The organism is Arthrobacter sp. SO3 (assembly GCF_020532825.1).
GTDB lineage: Bacteria > Actinomycetota > Actinomycetes > Actinomycetales > Micrococcaceae > Arthrobacter.
In genome coordinates this window covers 30,911-54,637 of sequence record NZ_MQTS01000023.1, presented here as the reverse complement: position 1 = coordinate 54,637, position 23,727 = coordinate 30,911, and the positions used below count along the sequence as shown (strand labels likewise).

At 66.1% G+C, this 23,727-nt stretch carries 23 protein-coding genes; 10 read left to right on the top strand and 13 right to left on the bottom strand.

The window, feature by feature from the left end; genetic code table 11:
- Positions 1-2: 2 nt before the first annotated feature.
- The 3 genes from BJQ90_RS02885 to BJQ90_RS02875 all read right to left on the bottom strand — a co-directional run bounded on the left by BJQ90_RS02885 (position 3) and on the right by BJQ90_RS02875 (position 2,580).
- Positions 3-1,067, bottom strand: a complete 1,065-nt coding sequence (locus BJQ90_RS02885) for a sodium:calcium antiporter (RefSeq protein WP_226758807.1) — start codon at positions 1,065-1,067, stop codon at positions 3-5.
- Between the two features lie 146 nt (positions 1,068-1,213).
- A complete protein-coding gene (locus BJQ90_RS02880) occupies positions 1,214-2,131 on the bottom strand; it encodes a DMT family transporter (protein ID WP_226758806.1) in 918 nt (305 codons plus the stop codon).
- A 170-nt stretch (positions 2,132-2,301) separates the two neighbouring features.
- Complete coding sequence (locus BJQ90_RS02875) at positions 2,302-2,580, bottom strand: hypothetical protein (protein WP_226758805.1); 279 nt, start codon at positions 2,578-2,580, stop codon at positions 2,302-2,304.
- A 190-nt stretch (positions 2,581-2,770) separates the two neighbouring features.
- Between BJQ90_RS02875 and BJQ90_RS02870 the strand changes: the two genes are divergently transcribed.
- Positions 2,771-3,577 (top strand): GOLPH3/VPS74 family protein, encoded by an 807-nt coding sequence (locus BJQ90_RS02870; protein WP_226758804.1) that lies wholly within the window; start codon positions 2,771-2,773, stop codon positions 3,575-3,577.
- A gap of 54 nt (positions 3,578-3,631) precedes the next feature.
- Here the strand turns inward: BJQ90_RS02870 and BJQ90_RS02865 are convergent, their stop codons facing one another.
- The 6 genes from BJQ90_RS02865 to BJQ90_RS02840 all read right to left on the bottom strand — a co-directional run bounded on the left by BJQ90_RS02865 (position 3,632) and on the right by BJQ90_RS02840 (position 10,412).
- The gene (locus tag BJQ90_RS02865; protein ID WP_226758803.1) at positions 3,632-4,132 is read right to left on the bottom strand and encodes a hypothetical protein; all 501 of its coding nucleotides are present in this window, start codon (positions 4,130-4,132) and stop codon (positions 3,632-3,634) included.
- Positions 4,133-4,209: 77 nt separating this feature from the next.
- The gene (locus tag BJQ90_RS02860) at positions 4,210-5,799 is read right to left on the bottom strand and encodes a long-chain-fatty-acid--CoA ligase (RefSeq protein ID WP_226758802.1); all 1,590 of its coding nucleotides are present in this window, start codon (positions 5,797-5,799) and stop codon (positions 4,210-4,212) included.
- Entirely contained in the window at positions 5,796-6,992 is a 1,197-nt protein-coding gene (locus BJQ90_RS02855) for an acetyl-CoA C-acetyltransferase (protein ID WP_226758801.1), read from the bottom strand. The genes BJQ90_RS02860 and BJQ90_RS02855 overlap by 4 nt, the downstream gene beginning before the upstream one ends.
- Before the next feature lie 35 nt (positions 6,993-7,027).
- Positions 7,028-8,284 (bottom strand): acyl-CoA dehydrogenase family protein, encoded by a 1,257-nt coding sequence (locus tag BJQ90_RS02850; protein ID WP_226758800.1) that lies wholly within the window; start codon positions 8,282-8,284, stop codon positions 7,028-7,030.
- Positions 8,285-8,411: 127 nt separating this feature from the next.
- Complete coding sequence (locus BJQ90_RS02845; protein ID WP_226758799.1) at positions 8,412-9,122, bottom strand: TetR/AcrR family transcriptional regulator; 711 nt, start codon at positions 9,120-9,122, stop codon at positions 8,412-8,414.
- A 57-nt stretch (positions 9,123-9,179) separates the two neighbouring features.
- A complete protein-coding gene (locus tag BJQ90_RS02840; protein WP_226758798.1) occupies positions 9,180-10,412 on the bottom strand; it encodes an NYN domain-containing protein in 1,233 nt (410 codons plus the stop codon).
- A 307-nt stretch (positions 10,413-10,719) separates the two neighbouring features.
- Between BJQ90_RS02840 and BJQ90_RS02835 the strand changes: the two genes are divergently transcribed.
- The 3 genes from BJQ90_RS02835 to BJQ90_RS02825 all read left to right on the top strand — a co-directional run bounded on the left by BJQ90_RS02835 (position 10,720) and on the right by BJQ90_RS02825 (position 14,489).
- A complete protein-coding gene (locus tag BJQ90_RS02835; RefSeq protein WP_226758797.1) occupies positions 10,720-11,631 on the top strand; it encodes a C2 family cysteine protease in 912 nt (303 codons plus the stop codon).
- A gap of 221 nt (positions 11,632-11,852) precedes the next feature.
- Entirely contained in the window at positions 11,853-12,800 is a 948-nt protein-coding gene (locus BJQ90_RS02830) for an alkaline phosphatase family protein (protein WP_226758796.1), read from the top strand.
- Between the two features lie 111 nt (positions 12,801-12,911).
- On the top strand, positions 12,912-14,489 hold the full coding sequence (locus BJQ90_RS02825; protein WP_226758795.1) for an alkaline phosphatase family protein: 1,578 nt from the start codon (positions 12,912-12,914) through the stop codon (positions 14,487-14,489).
- Between the two features lie 59 nt (positions 14,490-14,548).
- On the opposite strand, the gene BJQ90_RS02820 is transcribed toward BJQ90_RS02825, so the two are convergent.
- Positions 14,549-14,950 (bottom strand): VOC family protein, encoded by a 402-nt coding sequence (locus BJQ90_RS02820; RefSeq protein ID WP_226758794.1) that lies wholly within the window; start codon positions 14,948-14,950, stop codon positions 14,549-14,551.
- Between the two features lie 135 nt (positions 14,951-15,085).
- On the opposite strand from BJQ90_RS02820, the gene BJQ90_RS02815 reads away from it, so the two are divergent.
- The 5 genes from BJQ90_RS02815 (at position 15,086) to BJQ90_RS02795 (ending at position 18,721) form a co-directional block, all read left to right on the top strand.
- Complete coding sequence (locus BJQ90_RS02815; RefSeq protein ID WP_226758793.1) at positions 15,086-15,850, top strand: phosphatase PAP2 family protein; 765 nt, start codon at positions 15,086-15,088, stop codon at positions 15,848-15,850.
- Between the two features lie 10 nt (positions 15,851-15,860).
- Positions 15,861-16,601, top strand: a complete 741-nt coding sequence (locus BJQ90_RS02810; protein ID WP_226758792.1) for a DedA family protein — start codon at positions 15,861-15,863, stop codon at positions 16,599-16,601.
- A gap of 1 nt (position 16,602) precedes the next feature.
- Complete coding sequence (locus BJQ90_RS02805) at positions 16,603-17,277, top strand: response regulator transcription factor (RefSeq protein WP_226758791.1); 675 nt, start codon at positions 16,603-16,605, stop codon at positions 17,275-17,277.
- Positions 17,278-17,291: 14 nt separating this feature from the next.
- A complete protein-coding gene (locus BJQ90_RS02800; protein ID WP_226758790.1) occupies positions 17,292-18,275 on the top strand; it encodes a sensor histidine kinase in 984 nt (327 codons plus the stop codon).
- Positions 18,276-18,466: 191 nt separating this feature from the next.
- Complete coding sequence (locus BJQ90_RS02795) at positions 18,467-18,721, top strand: DDE-type integrase/transposase/recombinase (RefSeq protein ID WP_226758789.1); 255 nt, start codon at positions 18,467-18,469, stop codon at positions 18,719-18,721.
- Between the two features lie 81 nt (positions 18,722-18,802).
- Here the strand turns inward: BJQ90_RS02795 and BJQ90_RS02790 are convergent, their stop codons facing one another.
- Genes BJQ90_RS02790 through BJQ90_RS02780 form a run of 3 tightly spaced genes read right to left on the bottom strand, consistent with a single transcriptional unit; the run spans position 18,803 to position 22,267 of the window.
- Positions 18,803-19,762, bottom strand: a complete 960-nt coding sequence (locus BJQ90_RS02790) for an aldose 1-epimerase family protein (protein ID WP_226758788.1) — start codon at positions 19,760-19,762, stop codon at positions 18,803-18,805.
- 2 nt (positions 19,763-19,764) lie between these two features.
- Positions 19,765-20,997, bottom strand: coding sequence for an ROK family protein (locus BJQ90_RS02785; protein ID WP_226758787.1), 1,233 nt, complete (start codon positions 20,995-20,997; stop codon positions 19,765-19,767).
- Between the two features lie 10 nt (positions 20,998-21,007).
- The gene (locus BJQ90_RS02780) at positions 21,008-22,267 is read right to left on the bottom strand and encodes an FAD-binding protein (protein ID WP_226758821.1); all 1,260 of its coding nucleotides are present in this window, start codon (positions 22,265-22,267) and stop codon (positions 21,008-21,010) included.
- A 262-nt stretch (positions 22,268-22,529) separates the two neighbouring features.
- On the opposite strand from BJQ90_RS02780, the gene xylA reads away from it, so the two are divergent.
- Positions 22,530-23,720 (top strand): xylose isomerase, encoded by a 1,191-nt coding sequence (xylA, locus tag BJQ90_RS02775; RefSeq protein WP_226758786.1) that lies wholly within the window; start codon positions 22,530-22,532, stop codon positions 23,718-23,720.
- Positions 23,721-23,727: the final 7 nt, after the last annotated feature.

Here is a 23,727-nt window from a genome sequence, read left to right as displayed (position 1 = left end):
AGTTACGCCGCTGTGGCAACGGCGAAAAGTCCGGCGACGCCGAGCAGGTAGAGAACCAGGACCACGAGCGAGTCAACGCCCATGCCCAGAATCTTTCGGCGTGGGCGGAAAATCAGCCCCAGCATGTACACGAGGGTCAAAAGGATCGCGACGGCGGTGAGGTAGATATCCGTCGCGTGCGCTTGTGGCAGCACAGGTTTTCCCGATATCAGCACGGCTGCGAGGAAGAGCACGGGGAGGAAGGCGTTGCCGCCGAAAATGTCGCTGAAGGCGAGTTTGTAGTCACCATGTTTCACCGATGTCAGGCCGGTGGATATTTCCGGCAGGGCTGTTGCCATTGCCAGGAAGGTCGCGCCGAAGAGGACGCCTGAGAGCCCGATGTCTCCCGCGATGGCTTCACCAGTACGTTCCAGGGCCACGCCTGCGCCGAGGGTCGCGGCTGCCGCGACCAGGAAGATCAGGATTGACATGCCTGTGCCGGGTGACTTCTCGTCGCCCGACTTGGGGGTCTTGCTATGTCCTTGAGGTTTGGACTGGCTGTCGGGAGCGTGGCCCTGCTCGTGCCAGGGGAGGGACTTCTGTGACCGTTGCACCAGGAAAAGGCCCAGCACCCAGATCAGCACGATCAGCACCGCTGCGGGAGTGAGCCGCAACAGGACCAGGTCCGGCGGCATCTGGCTCCCGGCGATGACAACGCCGAGCACACCAATCACGGTGATGGCCTCAATGACCAGGGAAAGCGACGCAGCCCGGTAACTGAGAGGTTCTTTGCCCTTGTTCCCGAAAACATCCAAGATAACGAGCACTACTGTCTGGATGGCGATGCCACCGAGAATGTTGCCGACTGCTACTCCGACGTTTCCGGTAGAGGCCGCACTGAATGTGATGGCAATTTCCGGCAGGTTCGTCGCGACCGCCAAGAGAATTAGGCCGCCCATGGCGGAGCCCAGGTGAAAACGGGCATCAATGACATCTGTTCGTTTGGACAACTGGATTCCAGCCACCCAGATCACTGCCGCGGCAGCAGCGAAGATAAGCACGAGGAGCCCCAGAGGCAAAGATTCCATACAATACTCCGTTCCCTTGTCCGGTCCCGGGGACGCATACGTGTGAGCTGCCGAGGAAACTTCGGTCAGTGGGCCCGCCTGAGGAGGGCTTACGGAAAGTAGAGACCGGCGCGGCCGAATTACGCAAGCGGTTTATGTTTGTGAGCTCATCTCAGGGCCGGCGTTGCAGCCCGAGTCTTTTTCACGGTGGCGAGGAGAATGACTCCAGCGACCGCTGTTGCGCCAGCCAGGATGAAGGCGACGATTGCCATCAGCGGGGCGGTGTCGGCTTCTCCGAGGATGAGGATGCCGATGGTGACGGCAACGAGGGGATCGATGACCGTCAGCCCGGCGACGACGAGTTCCGGTGTGCCGCGGGTGTGCGCGTTTTGCACCAGGAACGTTCCGGACAGTGCGGCAATGACCAGCCCCGCCAGGCAGGTCAAGGACAGCCATTCGAAGTCGCCCTGGAACAACCGGGCGATGACGGTTTTTGCCAGGGCCGCGACGAACCCGAACAGGATCCCGGCACCGCTGGTGAAGACGATGGCGCCCCACCGGTGCCGCCAGAGACCAAAACCCATGCCGAGGGCGGCGAGGACGATGCCCAGCAGGGCGAGAATCGTGATGAGGTGCCGGTCGCTGATCTCAACGTCCTGAGCGGACGCGGCTGCGATGGCAACGAACACCCCTACTCCGCCGACACACAAGGCCACGGCTGCCAGTGCCCGGCGGCCCGGGGACCTGCGGGTCGTCCGGGCGGTGGCCAACGTGGTTACGACCAAGGCGATCGCGCCGATGGGCTGCACGACGATCAGGGGGGAGAACCTCAGGCTTGTCAGCTGCAGGAGAATCGCCACACCGAGCATGGCTGTGCCGCCCAGCCATACTGGTTTTCGCAGGAGGGCCTGCAGGCGTCCTCCACCCATGCTTCCCGCGGCCCGCCCGGGTACCGCACCCTGGTCTTCGATGCTTTTGTGCTGGAGGAGTGTTCCGAGCGCGAGCAGGACCGCCCCGGCGGCGGCGATCGGGATGCCAAGCAAGTGATAGGACGCCAGCGCCGGCACGGCCGCAGATTCGATCATGATCTGACCTTACCGAACCTGGCCGGGAGCACCTGACCGTAGTGTGCTGTGCAGTCAGCCCTGCTGCCGGTGGGCTCGTCGGAGGACGGCATGAGGGGCCTTGACTGCACGGCTCATAGCAGTCAGGGAACCAACGCTGCCCGCGTAGAGGAGCCGGAACTGCGTCCCGGTCAGTTCGGACATGGTGGAGGCCAGGGTCCGTGCCCGGAGAGCATGTCGGTGAAGCCGCCGTTGAGGATCGACGTGGCCCGGATTTTGGTGGCGTCCAGACGCTGTGCGAAGTCTCTGCGGAGCAGCAGGTTCCGGTTGCTTCGGGGCCGGATACCACGGTAATCGATGGAGAAATCGGACGGGATGAAACGCGGCGCGCCCGCCGCGGCCGCCGCCTCCAGCAAACGCGATTGGGCACCGACGATTGCGCTGTCGGGACCGTTGATAGCGGAGACCACGCAGTCCATCCCCGTGCAGGCTCCTCGGAGGCCAGCCGGATCGTCCTATCCCGTCTGGATCACCTCGGCGCCCTGGGCACGTAATTGTGTAATCCGTTCCGTGCTGGTCGCCGGTCGTGTCAGGACCCCTCTAGTGGCACGTCGGTCGGGAGCCGTTGTGGTGGCGGCGCAACTGGGCCACCATGATCGTATGGATGCTGAAACAACTAAGGCGGCGGAACTGAGCCTTCCCCAGGCCTTCCTGCTGTTGGCAACGAACGACTTGGACGGCACCCCGGAAGTGCCGGTGTTCGCACTCAGGACCACTTTGGCAGGGGCAATACTGGCCGAGTTGGAACTGCTTGGTGCGATCGGGCTGCAGGGTAAGCGTGTCAGGGCCACCGGCGCCGCCCCGCCAACGGAATTCCAGCACGAACTGGAACTCATCCGTGGCAAATCTCGGCCCCACACTCCCAAGCGGTGGGTCTCCATGCTGGAAGGCCGCGCCGAAGTGCAGCGTGTCTACGAGGGGATGGCTTCACTGGGGATTGTAGAACGTGCCGGCGAAAAACACCTTGGTCTGTTCAAGTCCACGCGGTACCCGGAGAAGGAGCACGGCCCAAAAGCTGCGCTCCTGGAAAAGCTCCAGGCGGCATTCAGCGGTGCCCCGTCGGAACCCGCGACGAGCGATGCCCAGACGCCCGTGGCCCAGACGCCCGTGGCCCAGACGCCCGTTGCCGGGGTGCCCGATGCGCAGACGCCCGGAGCCGGGGCGCCTGAGACCAATGCCCCTGAACCCAACGACCCGGATGCCAAGGCGTCCGTTACCAACGGGCCCGACGCCAGGACCACGGCTCTGATCGCCCTGCTCCACGCAGCAGGGCTGTTCGGCAAGCTCTTCCCGGCAGCAGATCGAACCCGCGCCGGGGAGCTGGCGAAGGACTACTGGCCTACCCGCGCCGTGGAGGACGAACTTCGGATGATCAGACTGGCCCAGGAAGAAGCAGCAACCTTGTGATGCCGCCCGAAAACCAATCTCCGGAAAGGATAGGGGCCCGGCTCAGATAGTGGATCAACCGGGAGTAGCCGGATTGTTTCGGCCGCGGACGGAGACCAGGTCGGCAATGACTGCTCCGATCAGTGCAAGGGTGAACGGTGAGGCAGCACCGTTGATGAGACTGAACAAAGCGATCGGCTGCGGCTCCCCATCCATCGGGACAGGCCGAAGAGCGTTGGCGCCAGCGAAGACAGCCGCGATCAGGACAACGAGAGTCACAACCCGCGCCGCCCCAGTGCGGGCCGCCACCCGGTATCCCAGAACCGCGGCCACGGCGAGGAGCACGAATGCGGCCCGCACTAGGTACGGCACCCATTCACCCGCAACGGGGATCGGACGCGCGTCGAAAGCAAGAAGCGGAGCGTTAATCTCCGATAGCTGCAACTGGATCGTTAAATATCCGGTCAGGAAGATGACGCCCAGGGGTCCGGCCAAGGCGGCAACGATGGAAAGGATCGGACCGGTACGAGAGGCCGGCAATGCCTTGATCCGGCTTGGGCTGGTTGTTTTCTCCATCACGTATATCCCCCTGCGTTGGCTGCTTCGACACTAAGCGTCGGCCCGGCGTTTCGGTAGGGGGCCGGCGCCGGCCTTCAGGGTCCGACGGGCTCGGTCGCCAGGTTTCGCTTGAGGATTTTTCCGCTGGGCCCGAGGGGGAGCTCCGAGAGCAACCTGATGACGCGCGGATACTTGTACGCGGCGAGCTGGGCGCTGGCGAATTCCATCAGCTCCGCCGCGGTGGCGGTGGCTCCCGCGTCGAGCACGATCGCGGCCGCAACTTCCTGGCCGTGGACGTCGTGCGGGATTCCGTAGACGGCGGCGCTGACGACCTCCGGGTGGGTCAGGAGGATTTCCTCGACCTCGCGGGGATAAACGTTGTAGCCGTTGCGGATGATCATGTCCTTTTTGCGGTCAACGATTCTCAGGTAGCCGTCGTCGTCCTTCGTGCCGAGGTCGCCGGTGCGGAACCAGCCGTCGACGATCGCCTCGGCGGTGGCCTCCGGCCGGTTGAGGTAGCCCTTCATCAGCAGGTGTCCGCGGATGACAAGCTCGCCCAGCTCGCCCGGGGGTAGCAGCTCGATGCTCTCGACCGTTTCGGCGCGGGCAATTTCGATGTCGACGCCCCAAATGGCGACCCCGATGGTGCCGGGCCGCGGCGGGGTGCCGACGTGGTTGAACGCGGCGACCGGGGAGGTTTCGGTCAGGCCGTAGCCCTCGTGGATTTCCACCCCGAAGACATCGCGGAACTTGTCCATCACCGCCAGCGGGAGGGACGCGCCGCCGGAGATGCCGTAGCGGAGGGCTGCCGGCCGGACATCAGTGGCCTTGGCCGCCTCGATAAGCGCCACATACATGGTGGGCACCCCGAGGAAGATGTTGACGTTGTGCCGGGCCATCAGCTGCAGGGCGCCCTCGCCGCTGAAGCGGGGCATCATGACGATCGTGGCGCCCGCCCGCAGCCCCGCGTTGAGAACGACCGTCTGGCCGAAGGTGTGGAAGAGCGGCAGCCCGCCGAAGAGGACGTCGCCCGGCTGGAAGTCCATGACGGACGTCAGAATGACGGAAGTCTGTTCCACCAGGGCGAAGTGGGTGCCGAGGGCGCCCTTTGGTTTGCCGGTGGTGCCGGAGGTGTACAGGATGGTGGCGGTGTCCGAGGGCCGGCACGGGACGTACGTGCGGATGGGCTCGGCCGCGGCGGCCTCGGCTTCGAGCCGCGGCAGCCCGCCGTCGTCGGGCGCCATCACGGTCAGCAGATCGGTCCCGGTTGCGGAGGCACCGGCGGCGCCCTCCTTCAGGAGCGGGGCGGCGCAGATCAGCATCGTGGCGCCGCTGTCCTGGAGTACATATTCGATTTCGCGTGCCTTGAGCAGGGCGTGCACCGGAACCACAATGGCCCCCAGCGACAGGACCGCGAAATAGACGCGGGCGAAGTCCGCAACATTGGGGATCAGTACGGCAACGGCATCGCCGGGGCCGATGCCGCGCGCCCGCAGTGCCCCGGCGTAGGCGCGGGTCTCACGCCAGAGGTTGCCGTAGCTGGTTTCCTCCTCACCGACGATCAGTGCGGTGCGGTCCGGGGTCCTTCGAGCGGACTCGGCCAGGATGGCTGCGACGGAGATGGTTCCGAAGCCCTCTTCGGGATTGTTGGTATTCATGGCCTGCTTCTTCGTAGGGATGGTCATGCCTTCAGGATCAGGGCGTCGCCCTGGCCGCCGCCGCCGCAGAGCGCGACGACGCCGGTGCCTCCGCCCCGGCGCTTCAGCGCCAGGGCCTGGTGCAGGACCAGGCGCGCGCCCGAAGCCCCTACCGGATGCCCGAGGGCGATGGCGCCGCCCTCGGCGTTGATGTCCTCCGGCTCGATGCCCAGGTCCTTGGCGGACTGGATGAGCACGGACGCGAAGGCTTCGTTGATCTCGATGAGATCCAGGTCCTGCGCGCTGAGGCCCTCCCGTTTGAGGGCGAGTTCAATGGCGCGGGCGGGTTGGGAATGCAGCGATCCGTCGGGTCCGGCCGTCTGGCCGTGGGCGCCGATTTCGGCGATCCATTCGAGCCCTGCCGCTTCGGCTGCGGCTTTGCTGGCGATCACCAGGGCGGCGGCACCATCGGAGAGCGGGGAGGAGGACCCCGCGGTAATGGTCGCCGTGGCGTCCTTTGAGAACGCAGGACGGAGCAGTGCCAGGGATTCAACGGTGGTCTCCGGGCGGATACCCTCGTCGTGCTCGAGCGTCAGCGCGGGCCCCTTGCGCTGGGGAACGTCGATCGGGGCGATCTCCTCGGCGTAGACGCCGGCGGCGCGTGCCGCTTCGGCCCGCTGGTGGGACCGGGCCGCGACGGCGTCCTGCCCGGACCGGGTGATGCCGCGTTCGGCGTTCCCGGCATCCGTGGCCTCGCCCATCAGCTGTCCGCTGACCGGATCCTGCAGCCCGTCCCGGTTCAGCGAGTCCAGCATCGGGGCATCCCCGATGACGACGCCGGCCCGGAGCCCGGGAACCAGGTGTGGTGCGTTGGTCATGGATTCCTGGCCGGCGGCAACGATGAAGTCGGCTTCCCCAGCGCGGATCATCCGGGCTGCGTCAATCACGGCGGTCAGGCCGGAAAGGCAGAGCTTGTTGATGGTCACGGTGGGCACGTCCCAGCCGATTCCGGCGGCCAGGCTGGCCTGCCGCGCGGGGCCCTGGCCTGCCCCGGCCTGGATGACCTGGCCGACGATGACGGCATCGATCTGTTCGGGGGCGACCCCGGCGCGGTCCAGCGCGGCGCGGATGGCGTGCGCACCCAGTTCACTCGAGGAGAAGGGCGTGAGGCCGCCGCGGAAGCGGCCGAAGGGTGTCCGGGCGCCGCCGAGGATGACGGGGATGTTGGCGTTCTGGTTCAAGAGAGTCCTTTCGGGGTTGGCAGGTACGACGTGGATTACGCGAAGGCAGAGATTCCGGTGATCCCGCGCCCGATGATGAGCGCCTGCATCGTCTCGGTGCCTTCATAGGTGTGGATGGCCTCGATGTCGGCGAGGTGCCGGGCGACGCGGTTTGCCAGCAGGATGCCGTTGCCGCCGAGGAGGTCGCGGGCGTTGGAGGCAATGCCGCGGGCGATGCGGGTGCAGGTGTACTTCGCGAGTGACGCCTGTTCGGGGGTGAGCGCCCCTTCTTCGTCGAGGCGGGTCATCTGGACCACCATCAGCTGCATGGTGGCCAGTTCGCTGAGCATCCGGGCCAGTCGTTCCTGCACGATCTGGGAGGCGGCCAGCGGCCGGCCGAACTGCATACGCTGCTTGGCGTACTGCACGGCGGTTTCGTAGCAGGCGGTGGCATGCCCGACGGCGGACCAGGCGACCCCCAGCCGGGTGGCCAGCAGCACCCGTGCGGTGTCCTTGAAGGTCCGCGCCCCTGGCAGTACATTTTCCTGCGGGACAAAGACGTTCTCCAGCCGGATGTGGGCCTGCCAGATGGCACGCAGGGCCAGCTTGCCTTCAATTTTCGTCGCGGAGTAGCCGGGGGAGTCCTGCGGCACCAGATAGCCGTGCACCTGGCCGTCCTCGCCCCTGGCCCAGACCACGCAAACCCCGCCGACGGAGCCGTTGCCGATCCATTTCTTCTCGCCGTTGAGCAGGAAGCCTCCGGCCGTGCTGGTGGCCGTGGATTCCAGGGCCACCGCGTCCGAGCCGTGGGTGGGCTCCGTCAGCGCGAAGGCAGCGAATTCCTTGCCCGCGGCGACCGCGGGGAGCCAGCGCTGCTGCTGTTCGGCAGACCCGCACTCGGCTATGGAGCGCAGGGCGAGACCGCCCTGGACCGCGATCATGGTCGCCACAGAGCCGTCGCCGCGGCTGATTTCCATGTTCACCAGGCCGGCTGCCATCCTGCTCATCGTGGGGAATCCGTCCACCTGGACTCCATCCCGGAGCAGATCCAGCTCACCCAGGCGCCCGACCAGGTGCACCGGGTAATCGGCGCGCTCCCAGTAGCTGTCGATGACGGGAAGCACCTCGTCCTGGACGAAGCGGCGGGCTCGGTCCCAGTACTCGCGGTCACCGTCGCCGATACCGGCAAACACGGACGCGGGGTCCGTACCGAGGGCCTCGGTCAGGACATAGTCGGGTTCCACGGTGCCGACTGGAAATTCAGCCCCGGCCCCGGTAGCGGTGAACCCGGAAGCGGTCGACGTCGTCGTCATCTGTTTGTCCTCTGTCTCGGCGTCGGGACCTGGCGGCCCGCGTGCTGTGGCTCACACCACACCGACTAAGGATGCATTGAAACGCGGTCCCACGTCAAGAAACTGAGTTTCAAAAATCGGGTCGCCGTCAGGGCAGGGCGTCCCGGACCGCCTGCACTATTGCGTCCTTGTCGGCGCCCGCGGCCAGGACGGTCACGACGACGGCCGGGGCGGCCTGCGCTGGGGTGCCGGGGCCGAACAGCGCCGGCCGGAAGATCTCCGAGAGGGCCCGAAGCTCATTCGCGAGCGCGGCTGATTCGTCCCGGTCAGCCGTCCCTGATTCACGGGGCGCGGGTGCGGAACGGAGCCACCGCCGGAGGAAGGCGTTATGCACGGCGACCGCGGCTGCGGCGAAGGAGACGGCGCTGTATTCCCGGTGCTCGACGTCAGGGAGTTTATCCAGCAGGTGCAGCAGGAACGCCCTCTCGTACCGGTGCGAGGTGACCAGTTCCCGGTCCCGGAGTGCCGGCACGGCCTGCATCAGCTCGTAGCGCGCCCGGGACGTTTCCGGGTTGCGCAGGTGGTGATTAAAGACCAGCAGCGCCGCGTCCTCGATCGCTGCGAGTGGTTCCTGCATCGTTTCCGCCAGCCGCTCCGTCACCTGCCGCAGGATCCGCTCGTGGTCCGCGAAAACCACGTCCTCCTTTGACCCGAACTTCCGGAAGAAGGTGCTGCGGCTCATGCCCGCCGCGTCCGCGAGGTCGTCAACCGACGTTGCGTCGTAGCCCTGCCTGGCCAGCAGCCCGATGGCGGCGGCGGCGGGCCGGTCGGCATCGTGGCTTGTCGCGTGCGAGATCATGCGCCGAAATGTAGCACAACCGCTGGTGCAGGCTTCGCGCCAAGCGGTCCCCGGGTGCTACTCCAGAAGCCCGCCGCTGGCCCAGCGACGCACCGCGAGCTTCTCGGCGGCGTCGAACTCCAGCAACGCCACCCGGCAGAGTTCTTCCACGTTGGCGGTCCAGGCTGCTGCCAGGCCTGCCGCAGTCGCCTCATCGTTGAGCTGGAAATTGGCGTAGGCGAGGCCTTGAAGGACAAAGTTCACGGCGTTGCGGGAGACCGGCTGGCCCGCGCTGACGCAATCATCCCGGACAAGCCGGGACAAGTCGCTGCGGTTGAGCGGATGCTCACGAAGCCTGGCCGCCATGGCCAGGAACACCTGCCGGAACTGGTCAGCGGAAAGTGCCGGAACATCCGTCACCCTGGTGACCTGCTCCTCGATGCCGGGCTGCAGGTCAGCGGGGGCCGGCAGGTCCTCGCTCGAAAACCGCTTGGCGTCCCAGACCCAACCGCCCTGTGCCGGGGAGTATTCGATGCTCTGGCCGATCTGCGCCACCCACGTCCCAAACTTTCCGAAGCCGCCCCAGTCTGTCTTCAGGGACGGGTCTGCTGTGAGGGCCCGGTGCGCCACCATCGCGCCGACCACCGGTCCCGGAGCCTTGCGGACGAACTCCAGGACCTCACGGACCGCGGGCGAGGCTGCTTTGGATTTCGACGCCGCCGCGGCCGGGACGTGCTGCGGCTTCGGGGATGCAAGGGTGTGCAGTGGTTCCACCGTTGTGCCGTTGAGGATTGCGACGAAGTCGTGGGACTCCACCACGTGGTCCGCCATCTCCCGGTAGGCGAAGGCGACGGCGCCGGCCGCGATGACTGTGGTCATCCGGTCAGCGGCCCGGAACCGCTGGATCAGGGACGTGAAGTCGGCGTCGGCGGAGGCGATGAAGAACTCGTCGATGCCACCGCTGCCGGAAAGTGCATCCATTGCATCAAGCACCAGGTTGATGTCCGTGCTGCTCTTTCCCCGCTGCGTCAGCGACGGGCAGTCGATCACCCGGAACCCTGCCCGGGTCCAGTAAGTGCGGTACTTCGAGTACACCACCGGGTTGAGATAACAGTTGCGGATCAGGAAGCGCCGGGACTCCTCGCCGGTGCCGCCGTCGGCCAGAGCTTCCGTCCAATGCTTGGGATCCTCAGCGAACCGTTTGGCAGCGGCCGGGTCCAGGGCCATCAGGCCGGTGTAGACGTTGTCGAAGTCAACGAACATTGCGGCGCGGATGCCGGGCCGCCCGGACCGGGCGAGAGGATCACTCATCGGCTCAGTGTGCCAGCAAGAACCCGGGAGGGACCAGATGTGACGCTGCGGCGTCGCGCCGCTTACCCCGCATCAGCACGAACCGTGCGCGGACGACCCCGGCAGCGCCTTGCGGAGCCCCATCCTGGCTGTGACTTCCCCCTGTTTTGCCTGTGAATCGTCCGCCCGTTCTTGCACGAGTCTGGTTGCCTGCGACAAGCTGTTGGTGACGAGGTGAATAGATCAACACCGGACGGCAAGGGTGCCGTCGGCGGTTGCCCTGGCGATGCCGATGCCCTGCAACTGCCCGCAGAACGGGAGGACGCATATGTTGAAACGTGCAGAACCTCGGCGGCCCAGCTACCGCGCCATCGGCATCTACTTACTGATTGCCGTGCTGGCAGTTATTGGAATTTTGACACTCTTCAATGCACGGGCGACGTTCCTGCCGGACCCGGACCCGAACGCGGGAGGGGCTGTGCCTCCGGTGAGCAATCCCTCGGTGAAAAGCGCGACTTTCCAGAAAATCCCGAATCAGGTCCTCTTCGCCCTTGATAGCGCAGGCAAACCGGACATTTCCGGAAACCTCACGAATATCGCGCAGGGCGACGCGGGGGACTGCTATTTTCTGGCAGCCATGCTCACGGTCGCCGCCCGGGCACCCGACACCATCGTGAACATGGTTCACGACAACGCAGACGGCACCTACACCGTTTCCTTCCATAGCAAGTACGACGGGAAACCCAACCCGGTGAAGGTGACGGTCAACGGTGACCTTCCATACCGCCGCGGCAAACCCTTCGAAAACGGCGTCGAAAACATCGGCGGCAAGAACGTTTCCTGGGCAGCCATCATCGAGAAAGCGTGGGCGTCCGCGAATGGCAACAGCTACAAGGGCATCGACGGCACCGACCTCAGTAACGCCCAGGACCACGATGTGCACAACGCCCTCTATGCCATCACCGGCAAGGTGGGCGTCGACCGCAACCCCGGCGGCCCCATGACGGGAGTGAGCTTTGCGCAGGTGCAGCAGGATTTCATGAATGGCCTGGTAACCCTGGGGACCTCCAACTCCGACGGCAAGCTGGTATCCAATCATTCCTACGCATTGCTCGGAGTGAACTCCTCCGACAAGACCGTAGTGGTAGGGAATCCGGAGGGCGGCCAATCCACGCTGACGTTTGCGGCCTTCCAGTCCACAAACATCAACCAGTACATCGCGATACCGACCTATCCTTGAGAACCAGAAGGTCCCGGGCGGCTGGCATGGAATGACGCTGCCGCCCGGCAGTCAGGAGCATTCCCTTGTACTTCCAAGCGCGGTTGAGCAAAGCAGAGTCCCGAAAGCGGCGGTCCAGGTGGCGCCTGTCCGGTATATTTCTTAGTCTGGCCCTGCTTTTGGCCACCACCGCAGCCTGCCAGCCTGGACAGGTCCCGTCCCGGTCTGGCACCCCCGGGCATGTGTTTGTGATCAACCTCGAGAACAAGGGATACGGCCGGGTGTGGGATACCGGGTCCGCCGCCCCCTATCTCACCGGGTCACTGCGGTCACAGGGGGTGCTGCTCACGAACTACTACGGCATCTCCCATAATTCGCTGCCGAACTACCTGGCCCAGATCTCCGGTCAACCTCCCAACGACAGCACCCGCCGGGACTGCCATACATACACGCCCTTTAAGCCATCCGGCACCGACTCACAGGGCCGGCTCCTGGGAGACGGGTGCGTCTTCCCGGCGGATGTTCCCACCCTGGCCGGCCAGCTGGTAGCCGCTGGCAAGTCGTGGCGGGGCTACATGGAAGACATGCCGTCGCCCTGCCAGCACCCGGGCCTCGGCGCCGTGGATGAGCACCTGAAGGCTGCCCCCGGGGACCAGTACGCCACCCGCCATAACCCCTTTGTCTATTTCCAATCCGTCACCTCATCGCCTGACTGCAGTAAGAACGTCGTCAACTTTTCGGCCCTACAGCAGGACCTGAAATCAGTGGACACCACACCGAACCTTTCCTACATCACTCCGAACCTTTGCCACGACGGGCACGACAGCCCCTGCGTTGACGGGAGCCCCGGCGGGCTGGGGACCGCCGATAAATGGCTCAGCGAGCAGGTGCCGGCGATTCTGGCCTCACCGGCGTTTCGCCACGACGGGATGCTGGTGATTACCTTCGACGAGGCCGACGGCGGCGCCGAGGGCCCCGCCGCCGGCGTCGCGGGCGGTACGGCCGGGGGCAAAGTCGGCGCCCTGGTCATCTCGCCGTTTACGGCGCCCGGAACAACCTCGGACCGGCAGTACAACCACTACAGCCTGCTGGCCAGCATGGAGAATTTCTTCTCCCTCTCCCGCCTCGCCGGCGCCGGGGAACCGGGAGTCAACACCTTTGGCGCGGACGTTTATCGGGCCGGGTCGTAGGGTACGAACGTGTGGGTTATGCGCGCAGGCGAGGGAAGTGCCGGCATTCGGCCCGGTGCCGGCGCCCCACAGCCACATACCAGACGACGCCGCCGCCCCGTGGCGGCTGCCATGTCACTCCTCGTCCTGTTGCTGCTGGCCGTGGTTCCGTCCGGCCAGGGGCCGTCCGTGGCGCCCGCCGAGGGCATCTCGAAGATCAAGCACGTCGTGATCATCATGCAGGAGAACCGCTCTTTTGACAGCTACTTCGGGACGTACCCCGGGGCTGACGGGATCGCGATGCAGGGCGGGGTGCCCGCGGCGTGCCTCCCGGATCCGGCAAACGATAGCTGTGCCCGACCGTTCCACAATTCTGCAGACAGCAACGCAGGGGGTCCGCACAGCCATTCTGACGAGATCGCGGACGCCGGCAATGGCGCCATGGACGGTTTTGTTGCCCAGGCAGAAAAGGGCCTGGCCGGCTGCAAACCGCAAGACACCAACTGTCACTACGGCCCGGACCAGACCGACGTGATGGGCTACCACGACGGGAGTGACCTGCCCAACTACTGGGCCTACGCGAAGAATTTCACCCTCCAGGACCACCTGTTCTCAGCCGCAGCTGCCTGGAGCCTGCCGGCCCACCTGTACCTGGTCTCGGAATGGTCAGCCAAATGCGCAAAAGCGGGCGACCCCTCGTCCTGTGTCAACGCCCTGCAGAATCCCGCCGCCGGCCCGGACCCCGAAGTCATTCACAACACCCTGATCGGCAAATGCCAGGCCGGCCTCGATCTCCAGCCGTGCCAGGACGCCCTGCAAGCCGCGGGCATCAGCCCTGATCTCGCCAGGGAGATTGATCAGCTCATCAGCGCCAGCTGCAAACCCTCGGATTCCTACCCCACCTGCCAGGCCGCCGTCGACGCCGCACCGGTCCCGGCCGAGTTGAAGAAAAAACTCACCGAGGCCGCCAAAAAACTTGAACTGCCCGACTACGCCTGGACCGACCTGACGTACCTGCTCCACCAGCAGCACGTCCCATGGGCTTACTACGTCTTCGACGGCACGGAACCCGACTGCCGCAACGACGCCGCCACCTGCGCCCCTGTGAAGCAGAACGCGAAAACCCCCGGGCTGTGGAATCCCCTCCTGTACTTCGACACCGTCAAGGAGGACGGCGAACTGGGCAACATCCAATCCCAGAAGAACTTCTATGACGCCGCCCGCCGGGGCACCCTTCCGGCCGTCAGCTGGGTGGCGCCGACCGACAGGGTCAGCGAACATGCCCCGGCCAAAATCAGCACCGGCCAGGCCTACGTGGCCGGGCTCGTCAACGCCATTATGAGCGGCCCCGACTGGAAGAGCACAGCCATTTTCCTCACGTGGGACGACTGGGGCGGGTTCTACGACCATGTGGCGCCGCCCGCGGCCGACGCCAACGGCTACGGCTTCCGCGTCCCGGGCCTGGTCATCAGCCCGTATGCCAGAAAGGGCTTCATCGACCACCAGACGCTGAGCCATGACGCCTACATCAAGTTCATCGAGGACGATTTCCTGCACGGCCAGCGCATCGATCCGGCCACCGACGGACGCCCTGATCCCCGCCCCGGAGTCCGGGAAAACAGTCCGCTTCTGGGCGACCTGTCCAAATCCTTCGACTTCAATCAGGCACCCCTGCCGCCCCTGATCCTGCAGAACGCAACCACCTACTGACGCCACCGGTTGCAGACGGCAGCGTCTTCAGACGGCAGCGGACAGCATGGCCGGCGACGCTACGCGGACCCCTCCAGATGCGCGTCCCTGACCTCAGAAGGCGTGGCGCCCTGGATCACCCAGCGGTTGCCATCCGGGTCAGCGAAGAAGGCAAACTGCACGCCACCCATCTCCTGGGCCTCACTGATATCGGCGCCCCGGCCCAGGAGCTCGGCGCGCGCCGCGCGTATATCAGGCACGACGAGCTGCAGCCCCTCGAGGCTGCCGGGTGTCATGCCGGTCATGCCGGTACCAATGACGATCGAGGCAGCCGAACCCGGCGGTGTCAGCTGCACCACCCTCATCCCGGGAATGTGCTCAACATCGTGGTCAAGGACAAACCCCAGCTTCTCCGTATAGAAGGACTTTGACCGGTCGACATCCGCTACCGGCACCTGCACAACTTCAAGGCGCATCTCCATGCGCCTCACAGTACCGCCATGCTGCGGGGAGTGCCGAGGGTCCGGCCCCGGCACTTCTTAAGCCTTTCTTAAGTGCGGCACGGGAGAGTTGAGGGAGGCGCCGGACAGCGCCCCTGCCCCGACCCGGAGGACTCCATGCCTGGACCAGCCCCTGTTGACCGCGATACAGCGCCCCATGACCCTGCCGGCACCCGCCCGGCAGCCAGACTGCAGTTCGCGGCCATCCCGCAGGCCCGCCACTGGCTGCTGTGGGCCGCGCTGCTGTGCGTGGCAGTCCTCGCCCTCGGCCTGACGGCACAGCTTGTGCCCGGTGGCAGCGCCGCCGAACTCGGCGTGGACCAGGATCTCAGCCAGCACCATGCCGCGCTCCTGACCGGCGTGGCGATGGTCCTGAACGTGGTGTTCGGCCCGGCGGCCGGCGTCGTCCTGGTTGCCGCCGTCGCGCTGTATCTCTGGGTGGTCCGTCGGTCCCTGGTGAAGGCCGTCGCGTTCGGCCTCGTCGCCTGCTCCGGCTGGGTGGCCAGTGAGTTCTTCAAGCTCATCATCGCCCGCCAGCGGCCCAACCCGGCCCTGCTGTTCGACCCGCTCTCGCCCGAAACGGGTTCCAACAGCTTCCCAAGCGGGCACGTTTCCTTCGCGGTCGCGTTGGGATTCGCCTTGTACTTCCTGGCCCGCGGAACCCGCTGGTCCAGGATCACCGCCGTCGCCGCCGTGCTGGTGGCCCTGGTGGTGGCCTGGTCGCGGCTGTATATCGGGGTCCATTACCCCACCGATGTGGCGGCCTCCTTCCTCGCGGCGAGTGCGGCAGTGTTGCTGCTTGCCGGGCTGTGGAACCGTTTCGCGCCGCGCATCCTGGACCGCCTGCCGGCCGCAGTCCCGCTCCGGTCAACCCGATCCTAAGGACGTGACCATGCACGGCATTTACGCGTCGGGGCTTGCCCCGGCACTGTCCGCCGCGGCCGGAATCCCGCCGCTCCTTGACCCTGCGAGCCTGCTCGAGGGTCTCGGCCCGGCGGCGCTCGGCGTCATCTCACTGATGGTGTTCATCGAATCCGGTGTGCTGTTCCCCTTCCTGCCCGGGGACTCGCTGCTCTTCACCGCAGGACTGCTGCATCAGCAGCTGCAGCTGACGCTGCCGGTGCTCATCGGCGTCGTCACCGCCGCGGCGGTGGCCGGCGATCAGGTGGGCTACATGATCGGACGTAAATTCGGGCGCCGGTGGTTCAAGGACGACGCGCGGATCCTCAAGACGGCGCACCTGACCACCACCGAGGATTTCTTCCGCCGCCACGGCGGTGCCGCGGTGGTGCTGGCCCGTTTCGTGCCCATGGTCCGGACGTTCGCACCACTGAGCGCCGGCATCGCCCGCTACGGGTACAAGTCCTTCACGCTCTGGAACTTCGCCGGGGCGCTGGCCTGGGGCACGTCCGTGACGCTGCTGGGATCGTGGCTCGGCCACTATGAGATCATCGCCAAGAACATCGACGTCATCGCTGTCGTTATGGTGCTCGTCTCGGTGCTGCCCTGGGGCATCCAGCTCCTCAAACGTCGCCGCCAGAACCGCGGCTCCGCTGCCGAACCCGCAGATGACTTTGGCGACGACACTGTCAGTGAACTGCCCGCGGAAGGCGTAACGCAGGAGAATAGGTGACATGACAACCGCGTACAGCCGGCCGTCCCTGCTGCTGGTGGAGGACGACGCCGTCCTGGGACCGCTCATCGCCGAGCTGCTGGAACCGGACTACCGGATCACGCTGGCCGCCAACGGCCGGGACGGCCTGCACCTGGCGCTGACCCAGACCTGGGACGCCATGGTGATCGACCGCGGCCTGCCCGTTATGGACGGCATCGCCTTGATCGCCGCGCTGAGGTCCAAGGGGGTTTCGACGCCGATCCTGATCCTCACGGCCCTCGGGGCCACGGACGAAAAAGTCAGGGGCCTCGATGCGGGCGCCAATGACTACATGACCAAACCGTTCGACGCCGGAGAGCTCGCCGCGCGCCTGCGTGCCCTGACACGCACCTTCACGTCGGCCGCCGCGCCCGTGATCATCGGCGACTGGGAACTCGATATGGCGTCGCGTTCCGTGCGCTCGGTCTACGGGCCGCTGGTATCCCTTACGGCCAAGGAGGCCGAGCTGCTGGGCGCCCTGGCTACCGAACCCGGCAGGGTTTTCACCCGGGAAGAGTTGCTCAGCGAACATTTCCAGGCCGCCGATCAGCCCGGCGTGATCGACACGTATGTTCACCACCTCCGGCGGAAGATAGCCAAGTCCGTGGTCCGCACGGTCCACGGCGTCGGATACCAGATCGGCGATGCCCCATGAACAGGACGTCTTCCGTGGCAGGCGAACCGGACCGGGACACCCTCCGGCGGGCCTCGCTCAAGGTCGCGTTGCGGATCAGCGCCGCCTGCGCGGTGCTGGTCCTTTGCCTCCTCGCCGCCGCGACCGTTTACCTGATGAACAAGCTGGCGCACCCCGATCTGCCCGGCTCCGCGGCGGCCGGTAAGGCTTACACCTATCTCGATTCCAAGGATCTGATCGAGGCGATGATTATCGCCGGGGTGGCGGGAATCGTGCTGGCGGGCGTCGTCGGTTGGTTCAGCGCTCGCAGCGCCATCCGGCCGCTCGGGGAAGCGCTGGCCCTGCAGCGGCGGTTCGTCCAGGATGCCAGCCATGAACTGCGCACGCCCCTGGCCATCCTGGACGCGCGCATCCAGCTGGCCCAGCGCGGCGCCGTGCCTGGCTCTAAAGCGGCCCAGGCCCTGGGCAGGATCCGGGAAGATGCGGCCACCCTGACCGGGATCGTTAACGAACTCCTGCTGGCGGCAACCGGGGCCGCCCCGGATCCCTCCGCTGAACCGGTGGAGCTGGCCGGCGTTGCCGGGTCCGTCGCCGAGAGCCTGCAGGAACTTGCGGCGAGGCGGGACATCCGGCTCTCCTTTTCCGACGACGGTAGCCGGCCGCTGGCGCGCATCGACCGGAACTCCCTGCGGCGGGCCGTGCTTGCGTTGGCAGACAATGCCCTGGCCCACACGCGGCCCGGTGGAAGCATCGCCATCAGCACCGGGGTCGAGGGCACCCGCGCAGTGGTCTGCGTGGCGGACACAGGGTCCGGAATCACGGGCGTGGACCAGGCCCGGATCTTTGACCGCTTCGTCCGGACGCCCAGCCCGGAAGGAACCGGGGGCCAGCGAAGCTTCGGCATTGGCCTGGCGCTGGTCCGTGAAATCGCCACGGCAGCCGGCGGCGGCGTCGAGGTGGCCCGGACCGGGCCGGAAGGTACAACGATGAGGCTGACGCTTCCTCTGGCCCGGCCCTGAGGGGGCCGCCGGACCGGCAGGCCGGCACGGCTGCGTGGTGTCTCTGGTCGCCGGGTTGTTCCGTACCGATTCAGCCAGTGCGAATGGGCATCCGGTGGCTGGAGATGGGGCATGCGCAGCTACCAGAGCTCGGGCACCTCTCAGTCACCTAGGCCTATAACCGGATCCTGGACGCGGGTCACTGGGACATCATGATGCTCCACGGCTCCGGCCAACACATCTACCGGCTCTGCGCCATGATGGATGTGTTCTCCCGCAAGATCGTCGGGCATCGGGTCGAACACACCGAAACGGCCGCCCTCGCCGCCGCTCTCGTCAGGTACGCCGCGGCCGTCAACCAACAGCGCCCCGCCGTGCTGCATGCCGACAACGGCGCCCCGATGAGGGCCGGCACCACCTTGGACCTGGCCCGGTCCCTGGGCATCGAACCGTCACCCACAGCTTGACATATACCGAAGTCCCGGCGAGCGGGCAGGTCTCCGGCGAAGTCGTGCGGGCTTCAGGCCGGTGGTCTGCGGCTTCCGCCGTCAGGGCAGCTGGTACCGGATACCCCAGGTGAGGTGCCACGTCTCGCCGGGGGCAAGCCAGCGCAGTCCCTCGCCGCTGTTGAAGGCATCGGCCGGGGCCGTCATCGGTTCCACTGCTACCGCTGTGACCAGGCCGCCTTCGCTTGGAAATACGTGGGTGGTGAAGGCTTGGATATAGCCAAAGGACGCGTCCATGAACAGTTGTACCTGGCTGCCGTCCGGGGCCTTCAGATAGTGCAGCGAGCTGCCGTCCGGTTCCCGGCGAACGTTGCCCCACGCATCATCGAGGGCCACGGCGCCAACACGTTGCCCGGTCCGGAAATCGTGCCGGGTCCCGCGAACATCCGTGGTGACACCACTCGGGTTCAGCCGGTCGTCGACCTCGATGTGGGTGTCGGCATTGATGACGAGCGTCAGGTCTTCCGTCGGAACGGCACCCAATCTGAGAAAGGGGTGCGCGCCCAGCGCGACCGGGGCGTCCCGGCTGCCCGTGTTTGTCAGGCTGTGGTTGACAAGCAGCCCGTCCTCCATCAGTCGGTAGCGGACTGCCGTCGCGAGTTCAAAGGGGTAGCCCGGCTCGGCCTTGACATCGGCAGCCAGCGTGATGCTGTCCGACGTCCTGTTCGCGACTGTGTACGAGGCGCCGGACAGCAGCCCGTGCAGGGCATTGCCGTTGGCGGGTTCGGTGATCTCCAGCTGCTGCGAGGCGCCGTCGTAGGTCCACTTGCCGCCGGCCACCCGGTTGGGCCACGGCACCAGGACCCAGCCCGCGCACGACGGCGGTCCGGACTCGGCGGGGTAGTCCTGCAGGAGGGCGACTCCGTCGATTTCGAGGGCGCGCAGGCTGGCGGCGACCTCTGTCACGACGGCTCTTTGGATGCGGCCACCCAGTGTGGCTTGCAGTTCGTAGTGCTCGCCCATCGGTGAGCAGGACTGGTTCTGCACCGTTCCGTTCTGCATGTTCAGCCTGTCTGTGATGTGGGGGCGGGCACGGTGCCAGCGGTTGTTCCGAGACCAGCGGGATCGGCCAGGAACGGGGTGAAGGCCAGCTCCGCGGCTCCGATCATCATCAGGTCGGAACCGAGCGCCGCGCGGTAGATCTTGACCTGGCCGGCGGGGCCCTCCATTGCCTGGGCGTGCAGTATTCCGTCCAGTGACGCCGGGGCGAGCGCATGCAGTGTTCCCAGGAAACCGTCGAGGACGATTGCCTCGGGGTTGAAGATGTTCACGGCATTGCGCAAGGTGATGCCCAGATACGTGAGCTGTCGGGCTACTTCGTCGTTCACCGCGGAGCTGTTGCGGTTTCCGAGCGCCCGTTCGAGGTCGGCGGTGTCGCCGCTGCTCAAGCCGGCCAGGCCGAGGAGGCGGGACTGGGAGACTTCGGTTTCCAGGCAGCCCGTGGCACCGCAGTGGCAGGTGGAGCCTTCGGAGCGGACGAATGTGTGGCCGAGTTCCCCGGCGTAGCCGGAGACCCCCCGGAGCAGTTGTCCGTCTGCGATGACTCCGCCGCCGATGCCGCTGGGGCCGCCGTTGAGGTAGATCAGGTTCTTCTGCCCGGCGCCGGCGCCGAAAATCAGCTCAGCCTCGGCGCCCAGTGAGGCGTCGTTGGCGGCCTGGCACGGGTATCCGGTGGCCTCGCTCAGCAACCGGGCGACCGGTTCATTGCGCCAGCCCAGGTGTGGTGCGTGCCGCACGACGCCGTCGTCGCGATTAACCAGGCCGGGCACGGCCATGCCGATGCCGGTGATCCGGTAGGAGGCATCCAGCTCGGACCGCATCCCGGCGATAACAGCCGCTGCGATATTCACGGCTTCCCGGGCGCTCGGAATCCGTTCGGTTTCAAAGCGGATCTTCTTGTGAACCTTTCCGCCAAGGCCGACCAGGCCGATGGTGACGGCGTCGATTTCCGGATTGACGGCCAACGCCGCAATCGACGGACTGGAATGGACATCCGGGCTGGGCCGGCCCACCTGCCCCTCGCCGGAGGGCGCCGTCTCATAGACCACGCCCAAGGAGATGAGCTGTCCGATCAGCGTCCCGACGGTGGAGCGGTTCAGCCCCGTGTGCCGGGTCAGTTGGGCGCGGCTGAGGACGCGGTGATGGTGGACTAGGGAGGTCAGCAGCGACAGATTGTTCCGGCGTGAGGGATCCGGCTCGCTCGTCGCGGCGGAAGCAGGGGTACGTGGAGGCATCATCGTGAGACTATCAGCGGCCGAACACCGTGCGGTCGAGGAATGCGTTGCGGAACTTTCCGGCCGGATCCAGTCGGCCGGCCAGTGCGGTGAAGTCGGAGAATCGGGGGTACAGCGGGGCGAGGCTGGCCTCAGTGCCATGGAACAGTTTGCCCCAGTGCGGCCTGGCGCTGAACGGGGCCAGCTCCGCTTCCAGGAGCGGCAGGATGGCTTTGACCGCCGGCTCGTCCTGGCGCCAGGTGAAGTGCAAGCCGATCCCATCCCGGCCGTAGTTGGGGCTGAGCCACAGCTGGTCTGCCGCGATGGTCCGGATTTCCCCGATCAGTAGCAGGGGAGTGACCATTCCGGAGAGGCTCCGCATGGTGCGGAGGGCCTCCACGGCATGCTCGCGTGGGATCAGGTATTCGCTCTGCAGCTCCTCGCCCTTGCTCGGGGTGAACTCCATCCGGAAATGGGCGAGCCTGTCGGACCATGGTCCGGGAACGCCGAGCTGCTGGGTGCAGTTGCTTCCCGACACTCCGGGAAGCGGGTGCCGGGCCTCGGTGGCGGGCGCGCCGGAGAAGAACTCCGGTAACCCGCCGGGCAGGACGGCCTGGTCCGTGCGGTTCTTGAGCCATGCCTGACCAGCGGTCGGACCGCTCCAGTCGGTGAACAGACTCAGGCTGTAGGCCGAGGGCGTCAGGGCGTCGAAGCTTTCCAGGATCTGTTCCCAGCCGAGGCCTTCAAAGACAGTCTGGGCGACGTCGAAGCTTGGCTCAATGTCCAGGGTCAGCCGGCTGACGATGCCCAGGGCCCCCAGTCCCACCACCATGCCGGCGAAGTCGGCGTCGCCGCGCCGGGCTGTGACCACGGTGCCATCGGCGGTGACCAGCTCAAGGGCCACCACGGCGGTGGCGAGGTTGCCGTTACCGTCGCCGGAGCCATGAGTGGCGGTGGCGACGGCTCCGGCCACCGAGATGTGCGGCAGCGAGGCAAGGTTGTGGAGGGCGAAGCCCCGGCGCTGCAGCTCGGCCGCGAGCGTGCCGTAGCGCGTGCCGCCACTGACGGTGACGGTCATGTTCTGCGTGTCGACGCTGATGCCGACGTCGAGCATGTCCAGCACCACCAAGGTCCCGGGGGTGTCAGCAATGTCATTGAAGGAATGGCGGGATCCCAGCGCGCTGACCTTCCCGGCGCCGGCTACCAGGTCCTGCAATTCCGCCATGCTCGCCGGATGCGCGATCCGCGGCGCCCGGTAACCGTAGTTTCCCGCCCAGTTGCGTTCGGTCACCATCTGATCGATCACGGTTGAATCCTTCACGTGGGGGCCTCTTTGCCGGGCTGGCGGCAGATCGGCGGCGTTATTTGCTGTTGTTCACAACATAACAGCCGTCAACACAAACCGCTACGGTGCAAGTAACTTGGCGCAAGCGCTCAGGAAGCACGTGGTTGACATCACGAAAATCCATAATATGTTTGTGTCTAGAACAATTTAACTTGGACCCGGCTCAACAACCATCCCGATTCAACAACCACACCTACGCTTGGAGCTCTCAATGGCGATTCAGCCCACCCGTGAAGACAAGTTCTCCTTCGGCCTTTGGACGGTGGGCTGGGAGGCCCAGGACCAGTTCGGCTCGGCCACCCGGCCGCCGCTGGACACTGTCGAGGCCATCAACCGCCTCAGTGACCTCGGCGCCTACGGCATCACCTTCCACGACAACGACCTCTTTCCCTTCGGCTGCTCCGCCGCTGACCGCCAGCGCGAAATCGACCGGCTGACGGGCGCGCTGAAGGCCACCGGGATGATCGTCCCGATGATCACCACCAACCTGTTCAGCCACCCGGTCTTCAAGGACGGCGGGTTCACCAGCAACGACCGCGGCGTCCGGCGCTTCGCCCTGCGGAAGGTACTGGACAACATCGACCTCGCCGCCGAGCTCGGTGCCGAAACGTTCGTCATGTGGGGCGGCCGCGAAGGCAGCGAATACGACGCCGCCAAGGACATCCGCGGCGCCCTGGAACGCTACCGTGAGGCCGTGAACCTGCTGGGCGACTACGTCACGGACAAGGGTTACAACATCCGGTTCGCCATCGAGCCCAAGCCCAACGAACCCCGCGGCGACATCCTCCTCCCCACCCTGGGCCACGCCCTGGCGTTCATCGAAACGCTGGAGCGCCCCGAACTGGTGGGCATCAACCCGGAAACCGGCCACGAGCAGATGGCCGGCCTGAACTTCACCCACGGCATCGCCCAGGCGCTTTACCAGGGCAAGCTCTTCCACATCGACCTCAACGGCCAGCGCAGCATCAAATTCGACCAGGACCTGGTGTTCGGCCACGGCGACCTGCAGAACGCGTTCTCCCTGGTGGACCTGCTCGAAAACGGCGGACCCGACGGCGGCCCCGCGTACCACGGCCCGCGCCACTTCGACTACAAGCCCAGCCGCACCGAGGACATTGACGGCGTGTGGGACTCGGCGGCAGCGAACATGCAGACCTACCTGCTGCTCAAGGAACGTGCAAAGGCTTTCCGTGCCGATCCCGAGGTCCAGGCCGCGCTGCAGGCCTCGCGCGTGGCGGAAATCAACGAACCCACGCTCAACCCGGGCGAAGGGTATGAACAGCTCCGCGCCGACCGCGCCTCCTACGAGGACTTCGACGCCGACGCCTACTTCGGCGGCAAGGGCTTCGGTTTCGTGAAGCTGCAGCAGCTCTTCATCGAGCACCTGCTCGGCGCCCGCTGATCCCGTG